This is a genomic window from Devosia insulae DS-56 (assembly GCF_000970465.2).
GTDB lineage: Bacteria > Pseudomonadota > Alphaproteobacteria > Rhizobiales > Devosiaceae > Devosia_A > Devosia_A insulae.
Genome location: NZ_LAJE02000161.1, coordinates 1 through 20,790 on the forward strand (window position 1 = coordinate 1; position 20,790 = coordinate 20,790).

The 20,790-nt window shown below is 64.7% G+C and carries 22 protein-coding genes; 10 read left to right on the forward strand and 12 right to left on the reverse strand.

Translation table 11 applies throughout. The features are described from left to right. Positions 1-25: 25 nt before the first annotated feature. Both VW23_RS10115 and VW23_RS10120 read right to left on the reverse strand, forming a co-directional pair. Complete coding sequence (locus VW23_RS10115; RefSeq protein WP_069909447.1) at positions 26-742, reverse strand: glutathione S-transferase N-terminal domain-containing protein; 717 nt, start codon at positions 740-742, stop codon at positions 26-28. 147 nt (positions 743-889) lie between these two features. Beyond that, positions 890-1,333, reverse strand: coding sequence for a glyoxalase superfamily protein (locus tag VW23_RS10120; protein ID WP_055879224.1), 444 nt, complete (start codon positions 1,331-1,333; stop codon positions 890-892). Between the two features lie 268 nt (positions 1,334-1,601). On the opposite strand from VW23_RS10120, the gene VW23_RS10125 reads away from it, so the two are divergent. Then, entirely contained in the window at positions 1,602-2,369 is a 768-nt protein-coding gene (locus VW23_RS10125; protein ID WP_069909448.1) for a sulfite exporter TauE/SafE family protein, read from the forward strand. A gap of 6 nt (positions 2,370-2,375) precedes the next feature. On the opposite strand, the gene VW23_RS10130 is transcribed toward VW23_RS10125, so the two are convergent. Then, on the reverse strand, positions 2,376-4,463 hold the full coding sequence (locus VW23_RS10130; protein ID WP_069909449.1) for a molybdopterin-containing oxidoreductase family protein: 2,088 nt from the start codon (positions 4,461-4,463) through the stop codon (positions 2,376-2,378). A 247-nt stretch (positions 4,464-4,710) separates the two neighbouring features. Here VW23_RS10130 and VW23_RS10135 point away from each other — a divergent pair, with 247 nt between their 5' ends. Beyond that, positions 4,711-6,846 carry an FG-GAP-like repeat-containing protein gene (locus tag VW23_RS10135; protein ID WP_069909450.1) on the forward strand — a complete coding sequence of 712 codons (2,136 nt, stop codon included), beginning with the start codon at positions 4,711-4,713 and terminating at the stop codon, positions 6,844-6,846. Between the two features lie 114 nt (positions 6,847-6,960). Next, positions 6,961-7,755 carry a calcium-binding protein gene (locus tag VW23_RS10140; protein ID WP_069909451.1) on the forward strand — a complete coding sequence of 265 codons (795 nt, stop codon included), beginning with the start codon at positions 6,961-6,963 and terminating at the stop codon, positions 7,753-7,755. Positions 7,756-7,811: 56 nt separating this feature from the next. Here the strand turns inward: VW23_RS10140 and VW23_RS28930 are convergent, their stop codons facing one another. Together VW23_RS28930 and sugE are read right to left on the reverse strand one after the other, a co-directional pair. Continuing rightward, entirely contained in the window at positions 7,812-7,967 is a 156-nt protein-coding gene (locus VW23_RS28930; protein WP_176730371.1) for a hypothetical protein, read from the reverse strand. A 216-nt stretch (positions 7,968-8,183) separates the two neighbouring features. Then, positions 8,184-8,498 carry a quaternary ammonium compound efflux SMR transporter SugE gene (sugE, locus tag VW23_RS10150; RefSeq protein ID WP_069909453.1) on the reverse strand — a complete coding sequence of 105 codons (315 nt, stop codon included), beginning with the start codon at positions 8,496-8,498 and terminating at the stop codon, positions 8,184-8,186. Between the two features lie 302 nt (positions 8,499-8,800). On the opposite strand from sugE, the gene VW23_RS10155 reads away from it, so the two are divergent. The 4 genes from VW23_RS10155 to VW23_RS10170 all read left to right on the forward strand — a co-directional run bounded on the left by VW23_RS10155 (position 8,801) and on the right by VW23_RS10170 (position 13,020). Beyond that, positions 8,801-9,601, forward strand: coding sequence for a FecR family protein (locus tag VW23_RS10155; RefSeq protein ID WP_069909454.1), 801 nt, complete (start codon positions 8,801-8,803; stop codon positions 9,599-9,601). 117 nt (positions 9,602-9,718) lie between these two features. Continuing rightward, entirely contained in the window at positions 9,719-10,924 is a 1,206-nt protein-coding gene (locus tag VW23_RS10160; protein WP_084645879.1) for an MFS transporter, read from the forward strand. A 57-nt stretch (positions 10,925-10,981) separates the two neighbouring features. Further along, a complete protein-coding gene (locus VW23_RS10165; RefSeq protein ID WP_069909456.1) occupies positions 10,982-12,184 on the forward strand; it encodes a sugar efflux transporter in 1,203 nt (400 codons plus the stop codon). Between the two features lie 47 nt (positions 12,185-12,231). After that, a complete protein-coding gene (locus VW23_RS10170) occupies positions 12,232-13,020 on the forward strand; it encodes an ion channel (RefSeq protein ID WP_069909457.1) in 789 nt (262 codons plus the stop codon). 2 nt (positions 13,021-13,022) lie between these two features. On the opposite strand, the gene VW23_RS10175 is transcribed toward VW23_RS10170, so the two are convergent. The 5 genes from VW23_RS10175 to VW23_RS10195 all read right to left on the reverse strand — a co-directional run bounded on the left by VW23_RS10175 (position 13,023) and on the right by VW23_RS10195 (position 16,590). Beyond that, positions 13,023-13,208: a tautomerase family protein gene (locus VW23_RS10175; RefSeq protein ID WP_069909458.1), complete on the reverse strand. Its 186-nt coding sequence runs from the start codon at positions 13,206-13,208 to the stop codon at positions 13,023-13,025. 1 nt (position 13,209) lies between these two features. Further along, positions 13,210-13,491 carry a tautomerase family protein gene (locus VW23_RS29655; protein WP_069909459.1) on the reverse strand — a complete coding sequence of 94 codons (282 nt, stop codon included), beginning with the start codon at positions 13,489-13,491 and terminating at the stop codon, positions 13,210-13,212. 50 nt (positions 13,492-13,541) lie between these two features. Next, entirely contained in the window at positions 13,542-15,557 is a 2,016-nt protein-coding gene (locus VW23_RS10185) for a DEAD/DEAH box helicase (protein WP_069909460.1), read from the reverse strand. Between the two features lie 203 nt (positions 15,558-15,760). Beyond that, positions 15,761-16,183 carry a nucleoside-diphosphate kinase gene (gene ndk, locus VW23_RS10190; RefSeq protein WP_069909461.1) on the reverse strand — a complete coding sequence of 141 codons (423 nt, stop codon included), beginning with the start codon at positions 16,181-16,183 and terminating at the stop codon, positions 15,761-15,763. A gap of 83 nt (positions 16,184-16,266) precedes the next feature. Continuing rightward, complete coding sequence (locus tag VW23_RS10195) at positions 16,267-16,590, reverse strand: hypothetical protein (RefSeq protein WP_069909462.1); 324 nt, start codon at positions 16,588-16,590, stop codon at positions 16,267-16,269. A gap of 306 nt (positions 16,591-16,896) precedes the next feature. On the opposite strand from VW23_RS10195, the gene VW23_RS10200 reads away from it, so the two are divergent. Then, positions 16,897-17,361, forward strand: coding sequence for a GNAT family N-acetyltransferase (locus tag VW23_RS10200; RefSeq protein WP_069909463.1), 465 nt, complete (start codon positions 16,897-16,899; stop codon positions 17,359-17,361). Between the two features lie 105 nt (positions 17,362-17,466). Then, positions 17,467-18,369, forward strand: a complete 903-nt coding sequence (locus VW23_RS10205; RefSeq protein WP_069909464.1) for a hypothetical protein — start codon at positions 17,467-17,469, stop codon at positions 18,367-18,369. A 36-nt stretch (positions 18,370-18,405) separates the two neighbouring features. Here the strand turns inward: VW23_RS10205 and VW23_RS28935 are convergent, their stop codons facing one another. Together VW23_RS28935 and VW23_RS10210 are read right to left on the reverse strand one after the other, a co-directional pair. Continuing rightward, entirely contained in the window at positions 18,406-18,570 is a 165-nt protein-coding gene (locus VW23_RS28935) for a hypothetical protein (RefSeq protein WP_176730372.1), read from the reverse strand. After that, positions 18,558-18,806, reverse strand: a complete 249-nt coding sequence (locus tag VW23_RS10210; RefSeq protein ID WP_069909465.1) for a hypothetical protein — start codon at positions 18,804-18,806, stop codon at positions 18,558-18,560. Before VW23_RS10210 ends, VW23_RS28935 begins: the two co-directional genes overlap by 13 nt. A gap of 96 nt (positions 18,807-18,902) precedes the next feature. Here VW23_RS10210 and VW23_RS10215 point away from each other — a divergent pair, with 96 nt between their 5' ends. After that, positions 18,903-20,789: an ABC-F family ATP-binding cassette domain-containing protein gene (locus tag VW23_RS10215; RefSeq protein WP_069909466.1), complete on the forward strand. Its 1,887-nt coding sequence runs from the start codon at positions 18,903-18,905 to the stop codon at positions 20,787-20,789. The last annotated feature ends 1 nt before the right edge of the window (position 20,790 follow it).

Here is a 20,790-nt window from a genome sequence, read left to right on the forward strand (position 1 = left end):
CCTCAAGGGGGAGGGGAGCAGACGCTCAGCGCTGGTTGAACAGGATCTTCTGCGCTTCCTTGTCGGTGGCGGCGCTGATCTGCTGGCTCTGCTCGAGCGTGATGCCGAGGGCGCGCTGCACGGTCGGCCGGTCGGTGACGCGCTGGCGCCAGGCGGCGAAGCTCGGAAACTCGGCGATGTCGATGCCGTGATTGTCCGAACCGCGCGACCAATCGAAGATGGCGATGTCGGCGATCGAGTAATCGCCCGCCACATAGCCCTTGCCGAGCTCGGCTTGCTTCCGAAGCTGGGTATCGAGCACCCGGTAGAGCCGGTGGCTCTCATCCTGGTAGCGCTTGATGGCGTAGGGGATTTTTTCGGGGGCGTAGCGCGAGAAGTGGTTGTTCTGCCCCAGCATCGGGCCGAAACCGCCGACCTGCCAGAACAGCCACTCGTCAATCTTGATCCGCTCGGACCAGCTGGTGCCGTAGAACTTGCCGAACTTCTCGGCGAGGTATTTGAGGATCGCGCCGGACTCGAAGATCGAGACGGGCTTGCCCTCCGGACCCTCGGGATCGACGATCGCCGGGATCTTGTTGTTGGGCGAGATGGCGAGGAAATCGGGCTTGAACTGGTCGCCGCGACCGATGTTGATCGGGTAGATGGCGTAAGGCAGCGCCAACTCTTCGAGGATGATGGTGATCTTCCGGCCGTTCGGCGTGGCGGCGTAATAGAGATCGATCGGCAAGGTCTGGGTGGTCATTGGTGGAGTCCCGAGTCTGCTGCTGAAGTGGTGACGGAACGCCACCGGAGGACGAGGGCTCCATATATCGGCACCTGACGATGGAAGACAACCCGCACACGGGAATGACAACGGCGGAGCGAGCCCCGCCGTTGAAAATCCATTCTGTTATGCGCGCTGGATGCGCATATGCGGTTCACCATCGCTGGTGCGTGCCGCCGAGATGCCGCGCAGGTCCACCGTCGCCCGCACGCGCTGGCGATAGATCGGGCCCATCAGCTCGGATTTCGACACGTTGACGGGGCGATCGAACTTCACGGTCACCTCGTAGTGGTTCATGTCGGCGAGCAGTTGTACCCCGATGACCATGCCGATGAACGGCTGGCTGAGGTAGGTGCCCTTGACGCGCTGGCCAACCTGCACCGGGCTGACCGCGCGTTCCGGCATCGCAGCTGAGGCGGTGTTCCAGTCGCGGTAGCCGTGGCGGTGGGCGATTTCTTCGAGCGCGGCACCCTGCCCCAGCGGGTTGCCCGCCAAAGCGCGTTCGGCGCGCAGCGCCTTGGCCTCGGCCTTGAGCGTGGCGGCACTGGGGGTATCGAGAGAGAAAGTCATGTCGGTCCTCTTCAACAGAGGCGGATTTCTTCATGGGGCTCGCCTTGCCATGAACCGCCTCGAAGGGAGCGATCATGTGATGCGTCACGGATGATCCGCGGCTGGACTTGACCATCGGGTTTCCCCGGCGAGCGGCAGGCGCCAGCAGCACGGCGCGACATGTGGTGGATCGGGCGGGCTTTGTCAACTCGACCCCATTCGTGCAGCTGATGGCGAAGATCACGGTTTCTCGTTGGAGTGCGGCGCCGCGACCAGCTAGTGAACTGCAATGACCGAGATCCTTCTGCTCGTTGCCGGGCTCATCGCCGGGACGCTCAACTCGCTGGCCGGCGGCGGCTCGTTCGTGCTGTTTCCGGCGCTGATGGCGGCCGGCGTGCCGCCGGTGATCGCCAATGCGTCGAACACCTATGCCTCGCTGCCGGGCTACATGAGCGGCGCCGCGGGGTTCTGGAAGGATATCGTCAAGCATCGCGACAAGCTGCTGCCCTACACCGCCATCGCGCTGATCTTCGGTTTCGTCGGGGCGGAACTGCTGCTGCACGTGTCGAACGAAGCATTCGGCAAGATCGTGCCCTGGCTGATGCTGTTTGCCGTGCTGCTGTTCGCCTTCGGCGGACAGATCAATGCGTTCATCGCCCGGCGCGCCGGCCAGGCGCGCGGCATGAAGATCGCCGGCACCGTGGCAATCTATGCGCTGCTGGCGGCGCTGTGCGTCTATGGCGGGTTCTTCAATGCCGGGCTCGGCATCCTGCTGCTGGCGTTCCTGGCGCTGGCCGGATTGCCCGACATCCACGCGATGAACGGACTGAAGAGCTGGATCTCGAGCGCAGTGGCGCTGATCGCCGTGGTGCGCTTTGCGCTCTCGGGCTCGATCGACTGGTATCACGGCTCGTTCGCGCTGGTCGGGGCGACGATCGGCGGCTATGTGGCGGCGCGGCTGTCGCACCGGGTGCCGACCAAATGGCTGCGGGCGCTGGTCATCATCTATGCGAGCGGCCTGACGGTCTGGTTCTTCTGGCAGGCTTACGGCGCGTAGGTCCGCCTAACCCTTGCGCACCCACACCGAGGTGTCGTGGAAGGCGGCGCCGCCGAACGGGCGGACCGGGTCGGAGCCGATCAGGGTGTTGATCCCAACGCCGTTGCGATGTGCCGAGTTCGGGTGGATGCCCTCGGCGATCAGCACGCCGCGCTGCATGCCGGCAAAGAACACAGCCTTCAGCGCCACCTCGCCGCGGCGATTGCCAAGCGTCACCGGGTCGCCATCGGCGATGCACAGTTCGGCTGCATCGTCGGGATGAACGAACACGGTCGGCTCGGGCTGGCGCTTCTGGCTGCCGGCGGTTTCGGCGAAACTCGAGTTGAGAAAGCTGCGCGACGGGCTGGTGGCGAGGCGGAACGGGGTTTCGGCGTCGACGCGCTCGGTGACATCCCAATGGTCGGCGAAGCGCGGCATCTCCGAGGGATCGCAGACCCAGTTGTAGCCCTTGAGCCGCGCCACCGCGTCCCAGTCCGGCTCGAAACGATAGCGCTTATCCGGCCAAGCGAAACCATCGGCGAAGCGGGCTTTCTCGTCCGGCCAGGCGCCGTCGATGAAGCCGGTCCTCTCGATCTCATCGAGTTCACCAAAGCCGGAGCGGCGGAAGGTTTCGGCCACCATCTCACGATCGGTGAGGTGCATCGAGGCGTGGTCGGTGCCGAGGCGGCGCAGCAGTTCGTTGACCACCTCGAAATTGGAGCGGCACTCGCCGGGAGCGTCGACCAGCTTCGGGCCGTAGAGCAGCCGCGTATGGCCGCCGCGCCGGTAATAGTCGTTGTGCTCGAGGAACATGGTGGCCGGCAGCACGATATCGGCCAGCTTGGCCGTATCGGTCATGAACTGCTCGTGCACCACGGTGAATAGGTCGTCGCGTGCAAAGCCGGCGCGGGTGAGCCCCTGCTCCGGGCTGACATTGACCGGGTTGGTGTTCTGGATGAACAGCGCCTTGACCGGGCCGCCGCCCTTCAGCGCGGTACTGTCGCCGGTCAGCACCTTGCCGATCTCGCACATGTCGAGCTCGCGGCCGCCCGGCCCCATCTCGGCGCCAGTGATGATCGACTTGTCGAGCTTCCATGAACCCGAGTTGGAGTGGAAGGCGCCGCCGCCATGGTGCTGCCAGGAGCCGGTCATCGCCGCGACCGACAGCGCCGCATGCATCGAGGTCGAGCCGTTGCGCTGGCGGGTGAAGCCGTAGCCGAGGCGGAAGTAGGTTTTTGGCGTGGTGCCGACAAGCCGGGCAAAGGCCTCGATCTCAGTGACGGCAAGGCCGGTGATGGCCGCGGCCCACTCGGGCGTGCGGCTCTGGAGGTGGGCCTCGAACTCGGGCGAGAAGTCGGTGTAGTCGGCCATGTAGGCGCGGTCAGCCAGGCCGTCGCGCAGCAGGATATGCATCACCGCCACGGCCAGCGCCCCATCGGTGCCGGGGCGCACGACGAGCGCCATGTCGGCCTGCTCCATGGTGCCGTTGCGATAGATATCGATAGCGACGATCTTCGCGCCACGCTCCTTGCGGGCGCGGATGGCGTGGGTCATCACGTTGACCTGGGTGGCGACGGCGTTGGTACCCCAGATGACGACGCAATCGCTGTCGGCCATCGACTCGGGGTTGGGGCCGGCCAGCACGCCGGTGCCGGCGATGAAGCCAGGCCAGGCGGTGCCGGTGCAGATGGTGTCGTACTGCAGCGAATAGCCGCGGGCGTGGCGCAGCCGCTCGATGCCGTCGCGGTGCACATGGCCCATGGTGCCGGCGTAGAAATAGGGCCAGATCGCCTCGGGCCCGTCGGTGCGCTCAATCTCCAGCCAGCGCGCGACGATCTCGTCGAAGGCTTCATCCCAGCTGATCTGCTGGAATTCACCAGAACCCTTTTTGCCAACGCGGCGAAGGGGATGGGTCAAACGGTTCGGGTGATGAATCCGCTCAGCATAGCGCGCCACCTTCTCGCAGATGACGCCGGCGGTGTAGGGATCGTCCTTGGCGCCGCGGACCCGGCCAATGGTCCGCTGGTCGATCAATTCGACATCGAGCGCGCAGGTCGACGGGCAATCGTGCGGGCAGACCGAACGGGCGGTGCGGGGCGTGGTGATGGCGTTCATGGCGCCGAGATTTATCACGCAGGTTCGGGCGGCAACAGGGCGAACCATTGCCCATGCGACGGCCCCCCTTGCCCCCGCCAGGAGCCAATTGCACAAGCAATGGGCAGTGACCGCTGGCGGTTCCAGGTGTTCCAGCGCGAAACCGGGCTGATCCATGCAAACCCTGCACCGCACCCATGCAGGTCGCTGCGTTCCCGGATCGAGAGGCGAAGCGGAGCCTTGAGCTATATTCGGGAGGATTTTCAGCATGGCCTATTATCCACCTCGCATCGATCCGGACGCGCTCGATGGCAGCGACGGCTTCAACATCAGCGGCGCCACCACCGACGACCGGCTGGGGACCAGCGTCGAGAACGCCGGCGACGTCAACGGCGATGGCTTTGACGACATCATCGTCAGCGGCCGCGACCGGATGGGCAACGCCGTCTACAACTACGTTGTCTTCGGCTCGGCCGAGCCGTTTGCAGCCGATTTCAACATCACCGAACTCGACGGCAGCAACGGTTTCGCGATCGATACGGTGGACAAGGCCTGGTACGTCCAGGGCGCCGGCGACATCAATGGCGATGGCTATGACGACCTGATGGTCGGCACCACCAACGATGCCGACCAGTATGGCTACGAGGACATCCACGTCGTCTTCGGTAAGGCGGACGGGTTCGAACCATATGTCTGGCTCGAGCAGCTCGACGGCGAGAACGGTTTTACGCTCAACGGACCGCCCCGATCGACCGCCAACTACACCATCGCCTCGGCCGGCGACACCAATGGCGACGGCTTCGACGATGTGCTGATCACCACCCAGTACGAGGCCCGGCTGCTGCTCGGCAAGGCCGACGGTTTTGCTGCGGACGCGATCGTCACCGATGCGACCGCCTCGATCTTCAACTCGAGCCAGTGGGGCTACGCGCCGCCGTCCGGCATCGGCGACATCAACGGCGACGGGTTCGGTGATGTGGCGATCGGCGAAGCGGTGATCTTCGGCGGTGCCGACGGATTTCCCGCCGGCCTCACCGTCGACCAGCTCGACGGCAGCAACGGCTTCCGGCTCGACCCCGATGTCAACCGCTCGGTCGCGGCGGCCGGTGACGTGAACGGCGACGGCATCGACGACTTCATCGTCGGCAACCCCAACGCCCGGCCACACGGCCACATCGATGGCGGCGAGGCCTATGTGGTGTTCGGCAAGGCAGGCGGGTTTGATGCTGCGCTCGATCTCGCGGCGCTCGACGGCAGTGACGGCTTCGTCATCCGCGGGCCCACCCTGTCGCGGCTGGGGGTGGAGGTGGCCGGGGCCGGAGACGTGAACGGCGATGGTTTCGATGATGTGCTGGTGCAGACCGGCTATGGCAGCGCGCACGTGGTGTTCGGCCGGGCGAGTTTCCACACGCCGGGCTTCGACGTCGACGATCTCGACGGCCGCAACGGCTTCGAAATCGACAGCGCCGACCCCTATTCCGGGTTTGAGGACATTGCCGGGCTCGGCGACTTCAATGGCGACGGCTTCGCCGACCTCGCCTTCGGCAACAGCCAAGCCAGCCCGGGCGGCCTCTATCTCTCCGGAACCACCGCGGTGGTGTACGGGCTGAAGCCCACCGAAGCGGTGACCCGGATCGACGCGGCCGGCGACCAGACGATGCGGGGCGGGCTCGGCAATGACGTGCTGATCAGCCATGGCGGCGACGACCACCTGATCGGCGATGCGGGCAATGATTCACTGCGTAGCGTCGCGGGCGCCGACATTCTCGAAGGCGGGCTCGGCAACGACGAGTATTTCGTGTTCGCCGACCGCACCGACAGCATCATCGATAGCGGCGGCATCGACACGATCCGTGCGACGACGCACTGGGACCTTGCCGGCAATCCCGAGATCGAGAACCTGGTGCTCGCCGATGCGGGCGATTGGCACGTGAACGGCAACGCCCTCAACAACCGGCTGGTCGGCGGCTTTGGCGACAACGTGCTCTCCGGCGGCAATGGCGATGACCGGCTCGAGGGTGGCGGTGGCGACGACATCCTGATCGGTGGCTTTGGCCGCGATGTGCTGATCGGCGGCGCCGGCTCGGACCGCTTCGACTTCGCCAGCTACCAGAGCGAGCCGACCGTGGGTCGCGACGTGATCGTCGACTTCGAAGCGGGAGACCTCATCAACCTTGCCGGCGTCGACTCCAACGTCTGGCGCAAAGGCAACCAGGCCTTCACGTTCATCGGCGACGGCGAGTTCACCGGCAAGTGGGGCCAGTTGCGCTACGACTACTTCACCTTCACCAACGGTGAAGTGGTGACCATCATCGAAGCCGACACGGATGGCGATGGGGAGGCCGATTTCGGCCTCGAACTGCGCGGCCAGCATGTGCTGACGGCGGGCGACTTCATTCTCTAGATCTTCTCACCGTTTCAAGTGAAACGGCGAAAGGATCTAGATCCTTGATTTGGTCGCGCTTTCGAACCGGAAAAGTCTGCAACTTTTCCTGAAAGCGCTCTGAGGGAGAGTTCCATGGCCTACATCATGGGCACCGACGCGCCCGAGACACTCACCGGCAGCGACGCCAACGACGCAATCCTCGGGTTTGCCGGGGACGATCACATCATCGGCCTAGGCGGCAGCGACCAGTTGTTCGGGCATGGCGGCGCCGACCTGCTCGAGGGCGGGCTAGGCGACGACATCTACCAGCTTATCGACGATCGCTCCGACACCATCATCGATATCGGTGGGGTGGACACCATCCGCGCGACGGTGGCGATCGATCTCGAGGATTATCCCGAGATCGAGAACCTCACCATGGCCATCGACTATTCCGGCCGCTCATTGCTGGGCAACGCGTCGGACAACGAGCTGATCGACTGGGGCGGCAGCAACCGGCTCGACGGGCGCGATGGTGATGACTATCTCAACGCCGGGGCCGGCAATGACCTGTTGATCGGCGGGCTCGGCACGGAGTTCATGCTCGGCGGACAGGGCCGGGATCGCTTCGACTTTCGCAGCGTCGAGGAGATCGGTGCCGGCGAGACGACGCGTGATGTGATCTGGGACTTCAAGCCGACGGCGGACAAGATCAACCTGGGGTCGATCGACGCCAACGAGCAGTTCGCCGGCAACCAGGCGTTTCAGCTGCTGGGCTTTGCCGAGTTCACCGGCAAGGCCGGCGAATTGCGCTGGGTCTATGACCAGCGCGCCGATCTTTCCGCCGTAACGCTGGTCGAAGGCGACACAGACGGTGACGGCGTGGCGGATTTTCAACTCGAGTTGAATGGCCGGCTGCCAATGTACGCAGCCGACTTCATCCTCTAGCCCGGGGTTACCCGGTCACTGGTGCACGCCCCTCCCGATGCCGGGAGGACAAAGGGCTATTCTTCGGCGCGGATTTTTTTCAGCTCGGCATTGTAGATGCGCAGGCTGAGATAGATGGCGAACATGAAGCAGACGATGCCGGTGATCTGCGACAGCGGCAGGCCGGCGGCAATCGGCAGGTGCTTGGCGATGATCAAGGCAACAACGAGCATGAGGACAGACACGACCTCAGCAGAGCGGAACAGCATGGCTCCCCTTTACTTTCTTTTCGAGATGCGCTGACGCTCGGCGCGGATTAGCTCCGCCTGACGGAGCCCCCGCAAATCACGTTACGGAAAAGCGCAAAAGGTTCCATCAACTTTTGCGTTATCCCGCATTTTCGTCAAAGAGGCTGGCGCGGAAGCCACAGCGGCAGCGCCGAAGGTCGGCTAACTGACCAGCTTGAGGCCGACAATACCCGCGACGATCAGCCCGATACTGGCAAGCCGCAGCGCGGTGGCCGGCTCGTGGAACAGCATGATGCCGAGGACAGCTGTACCAATGGTGCCGATGCCGGTCCAGATGGCATAGCCCGTGCCGACCGGCAGGTCGCGCAGGGCGATGCCAAGCAGCACGACGCTGGCGACCATCGCCGCCACGGTAATGGCCGTCGGGCCGAGCCGGGTGAAGCCTTCGGTGTATTTGAGGCCGATGGCCCAGACGATTTCCAGCAGGCCGGCAATAGTGAGGTAAACCCACGCCATGGGAGGAGCTCCTTGAACGCGGGCCGTCCCGCTGACGATGGGGAAGTGTCGGGGTCGTCCCCAACGGGGAGCGATATAGGCCCGGGACGCGCCGTTGAGAAGTGCCCGGGATGCAGATCTGCTGGTCCGGGGCTGGGCACGATCCCGCCAAACTGAACGATCCCTGAACAGGGCTGATCACAAGCGCGATGGAATCCGGTTTTTGGGTCTGGAAGCGTGGTTTTGCCTTGTGTAGGAGACCGCCAATCGCACCCGCCGGGGGGCCGGGCGATGTTCATGTCACTGCATAGCTGAGGACGCATATGCACCCCCTGATATGGCGAGCCCCCCTCGCCTGCGCGCTTGCTGCGCTCGGATCTATTGCCTTTTCATTCCCCACCCTCGCCGCCAGCGGCAAGGCGCTGGGCGTCGACCCGGCTGCTGCGGTCGAGACCAAAACCGACAGTAAGACGCTGACGGTCGGGGCCGAGATCTTTATCGGCGACCGGGTGGTCACCGGTGCCAAGGGCCAGGTTCAAATCAAGTTCAGCGACCAGACCGAACTGGTGGTCGGCCCGAACTCAGCGCTGCTGATCGAGGACTATCTGCTGCGCAACGACGAGTCGGCGGGCAAGTTCGCCATCAACGCACTGTCGGGCACCTTCCGCTTCACCACCGGCCGGGCGCCCAAGGACCGCTACATCATCGAGACGCCGACCGGTACCATCGGGGTGCGCGGCACGTCGTTCGATTTCAACTCGAGCACCCAGGAAACCAAGGTGCTGCTGTATCACGGCCAGGTGGTGCTCTGTAATCTCAGCAATACCTGCGTGACGCTCGACGACACCTGTGAGCTGGGGGCCTACGACCTCGGCAAGTCCGAGATCCTCGGCCATACCGATGACTTCAAGGGCGCCGACCGCGATGACCTGAAGGCGAACTTCAAATACGCCCAGTCGCAGGCGCCACTGCTCGGGGCGTTCCGCGTCGAGGAGGCCAAGGAGTGCTTCCAGAAGGGGTTCGTCGCCAATGCGCAGAGCGAGAGCCTCGTGAAGGACGAGGGCGACGAGCAGGAAGAGCAAGACGAAGAGCCCTGCGACGACTGCTGCAACGACAATTGCTAGCGCCGCCGCTTTCGACTACGGCGATCTGTCCCATCAGGCCGGCTGATACCCGGGTCACGGCAATTCATTGGCCGGCCACGACGATCCCGCCTAGGGATCGTCGTGGGGGGACCCGCGATGAACGCGCCGCCAAGACCACGTCTGCCGATGACGACGCTGCTTGCGGCGAACCTGTTCTTCAACGGCACCAGCTACGCCGCCACCCTGCCCTATGCCGGGATCGCCGCGATCGACGGGCTGGGGTTCTCCAGCGGCGACTATGCGCTGCTGTTGTCGATCAGCGCCCTGGTTGGCCTCGTTGCCTCCGTCGGGCTTGGGTTCTTGTCGGACCGCGTCGGCGACCGCAGGGTGCTGGTGCTGTTCGCCGCCCTGATGGGCGCGCTCGGCTTCGGCCTCATCTATGTGGCGCCCAGTTCGCTCAGCTACATCATTGCCTATTGCGTCATCGTGCCGTTCGGCGGGGCGCTGTTCGGCCAGAGTTTTGGCTATGCGCGCGCCTACTACAACGCGCGCCAGCCGGAGCGGGCCGAGTTCATGATCACGGTGCTGCGGATGGTGTTCTCGGCATCGTGGGTGCTGATGCCACCGATCGCCGGCTGGGTGGCCGCGACCTACAAGGTGTTCGACGTCTATGGCCTCGCCGCGGCGGCGTATCTGGGCAGTGCATTGATCTTCCTCATCCTGCTGCGGGAGCCGATGGCGCGGATCGGCACGGCCGAGACCAAAGCCAGCGGTGAGGCCGCGGCTGACGGGATCGCGCCGGCCATGCTGATGGGGATCGTCGGCATCGTGCTGATCAGCGTAGCGCTCCGGCTCAGCGGTACGGCGGCGCCGCTCGCGATTATCGGCGATATCGGCGGTACACTTGCCGATGTCGGCCTCTATTCGGGCCTCGCAGCGCTGCTGGAGATCCCGTTCACGCTCGCCTGGGGGTTCGCGGCGCTGCGCTGGCGCAAGCACACGCTGATCGTCTGGTGCGGCCTGATCTACGCCCTCTACATGTTCCTGTTCACCCAGGCGCATAGCGTGAGCGATGTGCTGTGGCTGCAGCTCATCAACGCCATCGCCGTCGCCGGGCTGATGAGCCTTCCGATCAGCTATCTGCAGGAAGCGATTCACGGCCGGGTCGGGCTTTCGACTTCGCTGCTGGACGTTGTGTTCGTGCTCGCGGGGCTGCTCTCGGCCGGGATCTTCGGGCTCATGGCCAGCAGTACCGGCTATGTGCCGATGTTCTGGATCGCCGGGGTGCTGTCGACGCTTGGCGCCGTGGTGTTGTTCCTCGCCCATCGGGTCATCGGCCCACGCGTCGCCCCGGCCAACTAAAGCACTGGCCTGCCCTCACGATTCTGGACTAGGGATCGCGCCGGAGAACTGCCTGAGATGACCGAGACTGCCCAGCCACGCCTGCCGATGGCGGCGCTTATTTCCGCCAGCCTGTTGTCGATCGGCGTCGGCTACGCCTCGACCGCACCCTATGACGCGATCATCGCCATCGACGCCTTGAAGATCGGCCACGGCGATTTTGCGCTGATCCTGACGCTGGCCTCGATCGTCGGCGTCGTGGCTTCAGTGGCGCTCGGCTGGCTGTCGGACCGGATCGGCGATCGCCGGCTGCTGATGCTGGTGACGGCGCTGCTCGGCGCGGTCGGCATGGGGCTGATGTACTGGCTGCGCAGCCCGATGGCCTTCGTCATCGCCTATTGCGTGATCCTGCCATTCGGCAATTCGGCGTTCAGCCAGACCTTTGCCTATGCCCGGGTCTATTACGACCAGACGCAGCCCAAAGATGCCGAGTTCCGCATCACCGTGCTGCGTTCGATCTATGCCGCCTCATGGGTCATGGTGCCGCCGCTCGCCGGCTGGATCGCCGCGGTCCACCAGGTGTTCGACGTCTACCTCCTGGCGGCCGTGGCCTATCTCGTCTGTGGCGCCATCTCGCTGGTGATGCTGGCCGACCCTGCCACCCGCGTCGTCTCCGCCCCGCCCAAGCCAAGCACCGACGGCAAAGGCGGCATCGCGTTGCCGATGCTGGTCGGTATCTGCGGCGTGCTGCTGATCAACGTGGCGATCAAGGTCAGCGGCACGGCGACGCCGCTGGCGATGGTCAGCCATTTCGGTGGCAATATCGGCGATGTCGGAATCGCCGCGGGGATCGGGGCATTTCTCGAGATTCCGCTGATGCTGGCCTGGGGGTTTCTCGGCCGCCGGTTCAGGAAGCACACGCTGATCGCCGCCGGGGCCCTGATCTACGCGCTCTACCAGGTGATGCTGACCCAGGCGACGGGGGTCACCGAAGTGTTCTGGCTGCAGATCCCGCGGGCTGTTGCGATCGCGGTGCTGATGAGCGTGCCGATCAGCTACATGCAGGAAGCGATCCGCGGTCGGGTGGGCCTCTCGACCTCGCTGCTCGACGTGACGATCGTTGCTTCGGGCATGCTGTCGGCCGGGATTTTCGGGCTGGTGGCGGCGCCGGGCCGCTATCTCGAGCTGTTCTGGGTGGCGGCCGGGCTGGCAACCTGCGGCGCACTGGTGCTGGTGCTGGCGAATAATGTGCTGCAACGACAACCGGCCGCGCAGCATTGACAGCAGGCCCGCTCCGGGCAAGGTCCCCGGATGAGGAGACAACGCGGATGGATGAGCCAAGTCCCGAGCACGGCCTGACGCGGCTTCGCTCAACCTTGCGGCTGCTCTACCACGGCAGCTCGACCATGGCGTTGCGCTTCCAGTTCTCCGTGCTGCTGGTCGATCTGGCGATCATCGCCTTCTTTATCGCGACGCCGCTGCTGCGCGACCGGCCCAGTTTCATCTGGATCGACATCGCGGTGGCCGTGCTGTTGATCGCGGATCTCGTGGCGCGTGCCCTTGCCTCGACCGATCCGCTGCGTTGGCTGAGGCAGCCAACGACGATCGTCGACATCTTCATCCTCATCACCCTGCTGCTGCCGGCATGGCTCGCCAATTTCGGCTTCCTGCGCATCCTTCGGCTCTGGACGCTGTCAAAAAGCGGCGTGCTGTGGCGGCCGCTGAAGAAGTTCAAGCTGACGCAGTACCGCGAACAGGGCGAGGCGATCGTCAACATCGTGACGTTCCTGTTCCTCGTCTCGGGGTTCGTGCTGACCTTCTTTGGCAGCCCCGAGACTGGCATCGAGGGCTATGTCGACGCGCTCTACTTCACCGTCACCTCGGTAACGACCACCGGCTATGGCGACGTGACCCTGCCGGGGACGGCCGGCAGGCTCACCTCGATCGCGGTGATGATTGTTGGCATCACGCTGTTCGTCCGGCTGGCACAGTCGATCTTCCGCCCCAACAAGGTGTTCTTCCCCTGCCCGCAATGCGGCCTGCAACGCCACGAGCCGGACGCGGTGCACTGCAAGGCCTGCGGGCACGTGCTGAACATTCCCGATCCGGGGAACTAGCGTTACATCTCGTCGAAGGGCACGCCGCCCCTCGACTTGCTATCCCTCGGACTCTCGACGATCTGCACGACGACGCGCTCGGCCGGTACGTTGAAGTTCTTCACCACCGCGTCGGTGATGTCCTTCATCAACGCCTTCTTGCTCTCCTTCGAGCGGCCTTCGACGATGTGAACGAGAACCTCGGGCACCTCAGGCCTTCACGGTCTTAGGCTTCGCCTTGGCCTTCGGCTTATCCTTGGCCTTGGTGACCTTGGGCGCCTTGGCGGCCGCCTTGGCCTCGGCCTCACGGATCTTGGCGACGGACGTGCCCATGTGGCCCCAGTTCTTGTTGTCGACCTCTTCGATAACAACGAACGTATACTCGGGCTTCTTGTTCAGGATCCGGACCAGCATCTCGGTGGTCTCTTTGTAGATCTGCAGCTTCTGTTCGTAAGTCGCGCCGTCGGTGATTTCGATACGGACGTAAGGCATGGTTTCCTCCCCAAAGCGGAGGAGAGGATGCGGCAGTCGAGGTACGCTCGTCAACCGAGCGGGTCGTAGCCCTTTTTCGGCTTTTTGCGCGGGGCGGCTCCAACGGCAGCGGCCTCGGTCGGCGGGTCGCGTTTCTCGCGGTTCTTGTATTTCGGCTTGCCCTTGTCCTTGGGGTTCACCTTCGGCTTCTCGGTGGGCTTCCTGTTGAACAACACCGGCTCACGGGCCACCGGCGGACCATCGTGCTGCAGCGGCGGGGTGATCTCGCGCGCCGGCTTGGTGGCGAGCTTGGCGCCCTTATCGGAGCGCACCTTGTAGCGGGGACCGTCATCGCGCATCGGCTTGTCGTAGCGCGGGGCGTCGTCGCGCTTGGTGAAACGCGGAGCGCTGTCCCGGTTGTAGCTCTTTTTGGCCGGCGCCGAGGGCGGGCCGGAGGCGGCAATGGTGGTGTTGTTTTCGATCTGCCCGCCGACGCGGCCGATGGCCGCCGCGAAGGCATCGGCCTTGTCGGCGGCGATCTCGAAGCGAGTTTCATTGTCGAGAATCTTGATCGAGCCAACGTCGCGCTTGGTGACGTCGCCGGCCTTGCAGATCATTGGCAACAGCCACTTGGGATCGGCGCGGCGGTTGCGGCCGATCGACAAGGTGAACCAGCGGCCGTTCTGCATCGGCTCGGGCTTGCCGCGCGGCGCGCCCTCTTCATCGACGAAGCGCTTGTCGCGGCGCGGCGGCTTCTCGTTGAAGGCCGGGATCGCCTGCTCGGACACTTCCTCGGGCGCCGGGCGGGCAGCCAGTTCGCGGCGGATGTAAGCGGCGGCGAGCTGCTCGGGCGTCAGACGGGCGAGCAGTTCGGTGACGAACGGCGCCTCGACCTCGTTCGGCGCGGTGACGGCCACCGCCGTGGCGATGATCTGCTCGCGGTTGCGGGCATCGATTTCCGCAATGCTCGGAGCGCCGCGGCTGGTGGCCTCGAGGTTGGCGGCGCGCAGCACTCGGGCAGCGGCGCTGCGACGGTGCAGCGGCACGATCAGCGCGCAAATGCCCTTGCGGCCGGCGCGGCCGGTGCGGCCGGAGCGGTGCAGCAGCGTCTCGGGGTTGGACGGAACGTCGGCATGGATGACCAGGTCGAGGTTGGGCAGGTCGATGCCGCGGGCGGCGACGTCGGTGGCGACGCAGACGCGGGCGCGGCCGTCGCGCATCGCCTGCAGCGCGTTGGAGCGCTCGGCCTGGGTCAGTTCGCCCGACAGCGCCACCACCGGGAAGCCGCGGTTGGCAAGGCGGGCAGTGAGGTGTTTCACCGACTCGCGGGTGTGGCAGAAGACGATGGTGTTGGAGCTGTCGTGCAGCAGAAGCATGTTGATGACGGCGTGCTCGCGCTCGTCGTTACGCACCACGATCTGCTGGTACCCGATATCGGCGTGCTGCTCGCCGGCGCTGGTGGCGACGAGGCGGACCGCGTCGCGCTGAAAGGTCTTGGCGAGATCGGCGATGGCGCGCGGCACCGTGGCCGAGAACATCAGGGTGCGGCGGCTTTCCGGCGCGGCATCGAGGATGAATTCGAGGTCCTCGCGGAATCCCAGATCGAGCATCTCATCGGCTTCGTCCAGCACGACGGCGCGGACGTGGCTCAGATCGAGTGCTCCCTTCGAGATGTGGTCGCGCAGCCGGCCCGGCGTACCGACGACGATATGAGCGCCGCGCTCGAAGGCCCGGCGCTCGGTGCGGATGTCCATGCCCCCTACCCCGGCGGCAATCTGGGCGCCGGTTTCGGCATAAAGCCACTCGAGCTCGCGCTGCACCTGCATGGCCAGCTCGCGGGTCGGGGCGATCAGCAGCGCCAGCGGGGTGGCGGCGCGCTCGAACTTCTCGGCTTCGCCCAACAGCGTCGGGGCGATGGCCATGCCGAACGCCACGGTCTTGCCCGAACCAGTCTGCGCCGACACCAGGAGGTCCCGCTCGGCAGCTTCGGGCGCGAGCACGCTCAACTGCACCGGCGTCAGCGTGTCGTAGCCGCGGGCCGTCAGGGCGGTGGCAAGCGCGGGATGGATGGTCTCGGGAAGGTTCACGGGGCGGCTTTCGCTATGCGCGGGTATCCATACACCCGCCGGGTCATTACCGCTAACGCGGGAAATATCGGTTCTTGCCTAGGCACGATCTCCAGGCGTCGGTCCGCGGCTCGCGCGGAGATAGCTCTGGTGGGTGTGCGTGCCGCTAGCAAAACAAAAGGGCCGCCCGGAGGCGGCCCTCGGAAATCGCTATCGAGCGGCGATCAGCCGACGATCTCGTCGTCGGTGAAGAAGAACTTGATCTCTTCTTTGGCGGTCTCGGGAGCGTCCGAGCCGTGCACTGAGTTCTCGCCGACCGAAACGGCGTAGAGCTTACGGATGGTGCCCTCGGCGGCGTTGGCCGGGTTGGTGGCGCCCATCACTTCGCGGTTCTTCAGGATGGCGTTCTCGCCTTCCAGCACCTGGACGACCACCGGACCCGACATCATGGACTCGACCAGCTCGCCGTAGAACGGGCGTTCCTTGTGCACCGCATAGAAGCCCTCGGCCTGGGCGCGAGTCATCTTGATCTTCTTCAGCGCGACCGGACGCAGGCCGTTCTTTTCGAACACGGCAAGGATGTTGCCGATCAGGTTGCGGCGGACCGCGTCGGGCTTGATGATGGAGAAGGTGCGCTCAATGGCCATGTGTCTGGTCCTTGGAGTGGGTCTGAATTGGGTGCGGCCTTCTAACGGGAAGGCGTGACGGGCGCAAGACGGCTGCAGCAACGTCAGGAGGCAGTATCGCGTGGGACAGGCGGTCGCACTGTTGGGGAAGGCGTTCCGAATGCGCCCCACCACGTGGCGAGCAGGCCGACGCCGATGGTCGCGGGGACCGCCACCACGGTCAACGACAGGCCTGCGAATAAAGGAACGCTGGAAGCCCCAAGCATGCCGTAGGACGTGCCCACGGCAAAGCTCACCCCCAGCGCGACAACCACAGCCTCGAGCACGGTTGTGTTGCGCCGCAGCACCAGCACCACCGAGGCCAACAGCGCGGGAACCAGGCCGAAACAGTAGCTCGCAATGGCGAACAAAAGGATGTTGACCGCCAAGTGGAGCGGCTCCAGTGCCGTTGCCGGCAAGCTGCCGAAAAAGAACGGCCCCGCCGTCAGCAGCGATGAGATCAGCGGCCCGGCAACCGAGGCGACGGCGACAAGCCGACCGGGCCTTACAACCGTCCGATCTCGCAGCAGCCAGTGTTTCCCAGACAGGTTTCAATCTTTCGCAGGGTGGCCCGGCCAGAATGATAACTCTATGCGCGTTCTTGCGAAACTACGCTGTCTCCGACTTGGTTAGCCTCCGTTCGGAGCAACTTCCGCTCCGTCGCCACAACTACCTCTGCGGGACGTCGGAGATCTATGGCCGCGAGATACACCATTCGGCCCGCGCAGTCCGACGATCAACCGGCGCTGCTGGCAATCGTCTGGAAGACCGTGATGGCCAGCGAGCGTGATCGCGAGGCGTTGCTGGCGCATCCGGAAGCCGTTCAGGTTCCGGTCGAACAGCTGACAGCGGCAACTGCCTGCGTGGCCGATGCCGATGGAAGCCCCGTTGGCTTCGCCGTTGTGCTGCCGAAGGCAGACGGCAACGCGGAACTCGACGGGCTGTTCGTCGATCCGGAGATGCAGCGCCTCGGCCTCGGGCGCCGGCTGGTCGAACGGACCAAGGAGTTGGCACGGGGCATGGGTGCATCGACGTTGCATGTCGTCGCCGCTGATGACGCCCTCGCCTTTTACCGGTCAGTCGGCTTCACCCAGACAGGCATCACCGAAACTCAGTTCGGCACGGCACCGGTGATGCGCATGAACCTCAGGGAACGCTAGTCCTGCAGCGCCGGCGGCGCGCAATCCGGCGATCACTCATGCTCTCTGACACCACGGTCAAACGGGAGTAGGATGACGGCAGTCGGGCTCAGCCGGAGGGGACAAATGTCTTCTGTGGGGTCTGCGCATACGCCGCATGGCGACATCACGACCACCCGGCGTGGCAGCCGGATATGGACCGACGGGCGGCTTCTGGTCGGCTCGCTGATCGTGGTGAGCGCCCTGGCGATCGCCCTGACTGACTATGCCGGGTTCGGCTACGCCTGGTCACATTTCTTCGGGAGCAGCGAGACCAACTCATCGGCATCGACGAGCGAGGTGTTCGGCGGCCTCAAGTCGAAGTTCCGCGACTACAATACCTACTCACGCGACATCTTCCTGATGGAGGAGCGCAGCAAAGTCGATGCGCCATACCTCGCGACCATCGCGAGGCTGCTGGAGAACCCCGCAGAAAGCGCGGGAGCCGGCCCGATGATCGAGGCATTCCTCGACCTGCGGAAGGTGCTCGACCTCGAGCAATCCTGTACCGCCGGCTATCCGTGGTCGACCCCGGTCTGGAGCTCCAGACGCGACATCGATACGATGGCCGATGGCAGCAAGCTGGTCGCGCTGGACCTGTTCTTCTGCCTGTTCACCGTGCCAAGGGACGAAAGCGGCATTGTTCGCTACCCGATCGCCACCGTGACGCTTACTGCCGACGAGAGCCGGCAACTGTCTTCGATCTACTCCCATATCAGTACCGATGACGCGAGGAATGGGTTGCGGTGGCTAGAGGCCGTGGTGAGTGGCGAAGTCGCTCACCTCAAGCGCCTCCTCGAGCTGAGGAACGCGTCGACATCGTCATTGTCAGACGAGATCGACGATCTGTTGCAACGCTATCTGCGGACCAACCAGGCGGCGTTTGAGCACGGCGTGGTGATGACGCTGACCCGAGCTCTGCTGCTGATTGTTCTGATTGTCCTCGCGGCTGTGTCGCTCAAGTTCGCGCACCGCGATCGACCGAAATGACGGGGCCCGCGAGCCGGCATGCCTGGCTTGAGTGCCCTACTCTGTCGGCACCGGCGGCACGCAGTCAGGGGTGTGCGGCGCGATCTCGACCTTGCCCTTGGCCTGCACTTCGCCGCCGGGACTGACCAGCTGCACTTCAAGGGCAGTGACGTCATCGACGGCGTTGATGGCGCTGGCGTGGGTCACCTTCACCACCTGCATGGTGCAGACTCCGCAGTGGAGACGATCGGGATGGTCACCGTCGCCGTGCCGGATTCGACCAGGTCGACGCTGCCATTGCCGGTCTCTTCGCAGGCGCCGCCGTCATAGCTGAAGCTCAGCGACACCAGTTCGGCATCGAGGCGGCAGGCCTTGAGATCATTGAGCGGGGCCAACTCCTGGGCGAGGGCCACGCCGGAGACGAGGCACAGGGCAAAGGTAAGGGGGACGAGGCGCATTGGACTTCTCCGGGTTCTCGGTCTATTGGGTCGCTTCGATCTGACCCTATCCCTCTCGTAACGCATTCCGCGCGCCGCGGATGCATCGGCCGCGCCATGTTGACCATTACCGATCTCAGTTATCGCATCCAGGGCCGTCCCCTGTTCGAAAATGCCTCGCTGGTTCTCCCCGACGGTTCAAAAACCGGTTTCGTGGGCAAGAACGGCACGGGCAAGACGACGCTGTTCCACCTGATCCTGGGGCAGATCGCGCCCGAGGGCGGGACGATCGAGGTCAATAAGAAGGCCCGCATCGGCGCGGTGGCGCAGGAAGCGGTGGCGAGCTCGATCAGCGTGCTCGACGTGGTGCTGTCGGCCGACAAGGAGCGCACGGCGCTGCTGGCGGAGGCCGAAACGGCAACCGACCCGCACCGCATCGGCGATATCCATACGCGGCTGGCCGAGATCGACGCACATACCGCCGAAGCGCGCGCCTCGACCATCTTGAAGGGTCTGGGGTTCGAGAAGGACCGGCAATTGGGGCCGACCTCGGAGCTGTCGGGCGGCTGGCGGATGCGCGTGTCGCTGGCCGGCGTGCTGTTTTCGCAGCCCGACCTGTTGCTGCTGGACGAGCCGACCAACTATCTCGATCTCGAAGGCACGCTGTGGCTCGAGAAGTACCTCGCGACCTACCCCTATACCGTGTTCATGATCAGCCACGACCGTGACCTGTTGAACAAGGCGGTGAACTCGATCGCGCATCTCGAGCATCGGAAGCTGACCTTCTACAAGGGCAACTACGACACGTTCGAAGAGACGCGCCGGATGCAGATGGAGCTCAACAACAAGAGCCGCGAGAAGACGCTCGACCAGATCGCGCACCTGCAGAAATTCGTCGACCGCTTCAAGGCCAAGGCCACTAAGGCCAAACAGGCGCAAGCGCGTGTCAAAATGATCGCCAAGCTGAAGCCGCCGGCGGCGATGTTCGACGAGAGCTCGTCGCCGTTCAATTTCCCCGACCCCAAGAAGGTCCCGGCCTCGCCGATGATGACCTTCGACAACGTGTCGGTGGGCTATGGCGACAAGGTGATCCTGCGTCACATCACCAACCGGATCGACCCGGACCACCGGATCGCGCTGATCGGCGTCAACGGCAACGGCAAGTCGACCTTCGCCAAACTGCTGTCTGGCGACCTGAAGCCGATGGGCGGCGAGATGCGCAAGGGCAAGGGGCTGGAGATCGCCTATTTCGCCCAGCATCAGCTGGACAAGCTGAAGCCGGAGCAGACGCCGTTCGAGCATGTCATCGACCTGATGCCGTATGACAGCGAGGCCAAGCGCCGCTCGCGCGTGGCGCAGATGGGGCTCACCACCTCGCGCATGGACACCAAGGTGAAGAACCTCTCGGGTGGCGAGCGCGCCCGCCTGTTGCTCGGGCTCATCACCTTTGGCGGGCCAGGGATGCTGATCCTCGACGAGCCGACCAACCACCTCGATATCGATAGCCGCGACGCGCTGGTGGCGGCGCTCAACGACTATTCGGGCGCCGTGCTGATCATCAGCCATGATCGCCACCTGATCGACGCCACGGTCGACAAGCTGTGGATCGCGCAGAATGGCACGATCGAGGAATTCGACGAGGATCTCGATACTTACCAGCGCCTGTTGACCTCCAACAGCAGCGGCAAGGGCAAGAAAGAAGCGACGGCGCCAGTGGTCGAGGACCGCAAGGCGGCCCGCCAGGACGCCGCGGCCAAGCGCGCCGAAGTGGCGCCGCTGCGCAAATCGATCAAGGACCTCGAGCAGAAGCTCGGGCGGCTCAAGACCGAACTGGCGCGGGTGGATGGCTTCCTCGCCGATCCCAAGACCTATGACGGGGCGCCCGAGCGGGTCATCCTGCTCGGCAAGGACAAGGCGCGGTTCGAAGGCGAGATCGCCCGGATCGAAGAAAGCTGGCTGACGCTCAGCGAAGAGCTGGAGCAGGCCGAGAGGGCGATGGGATGAC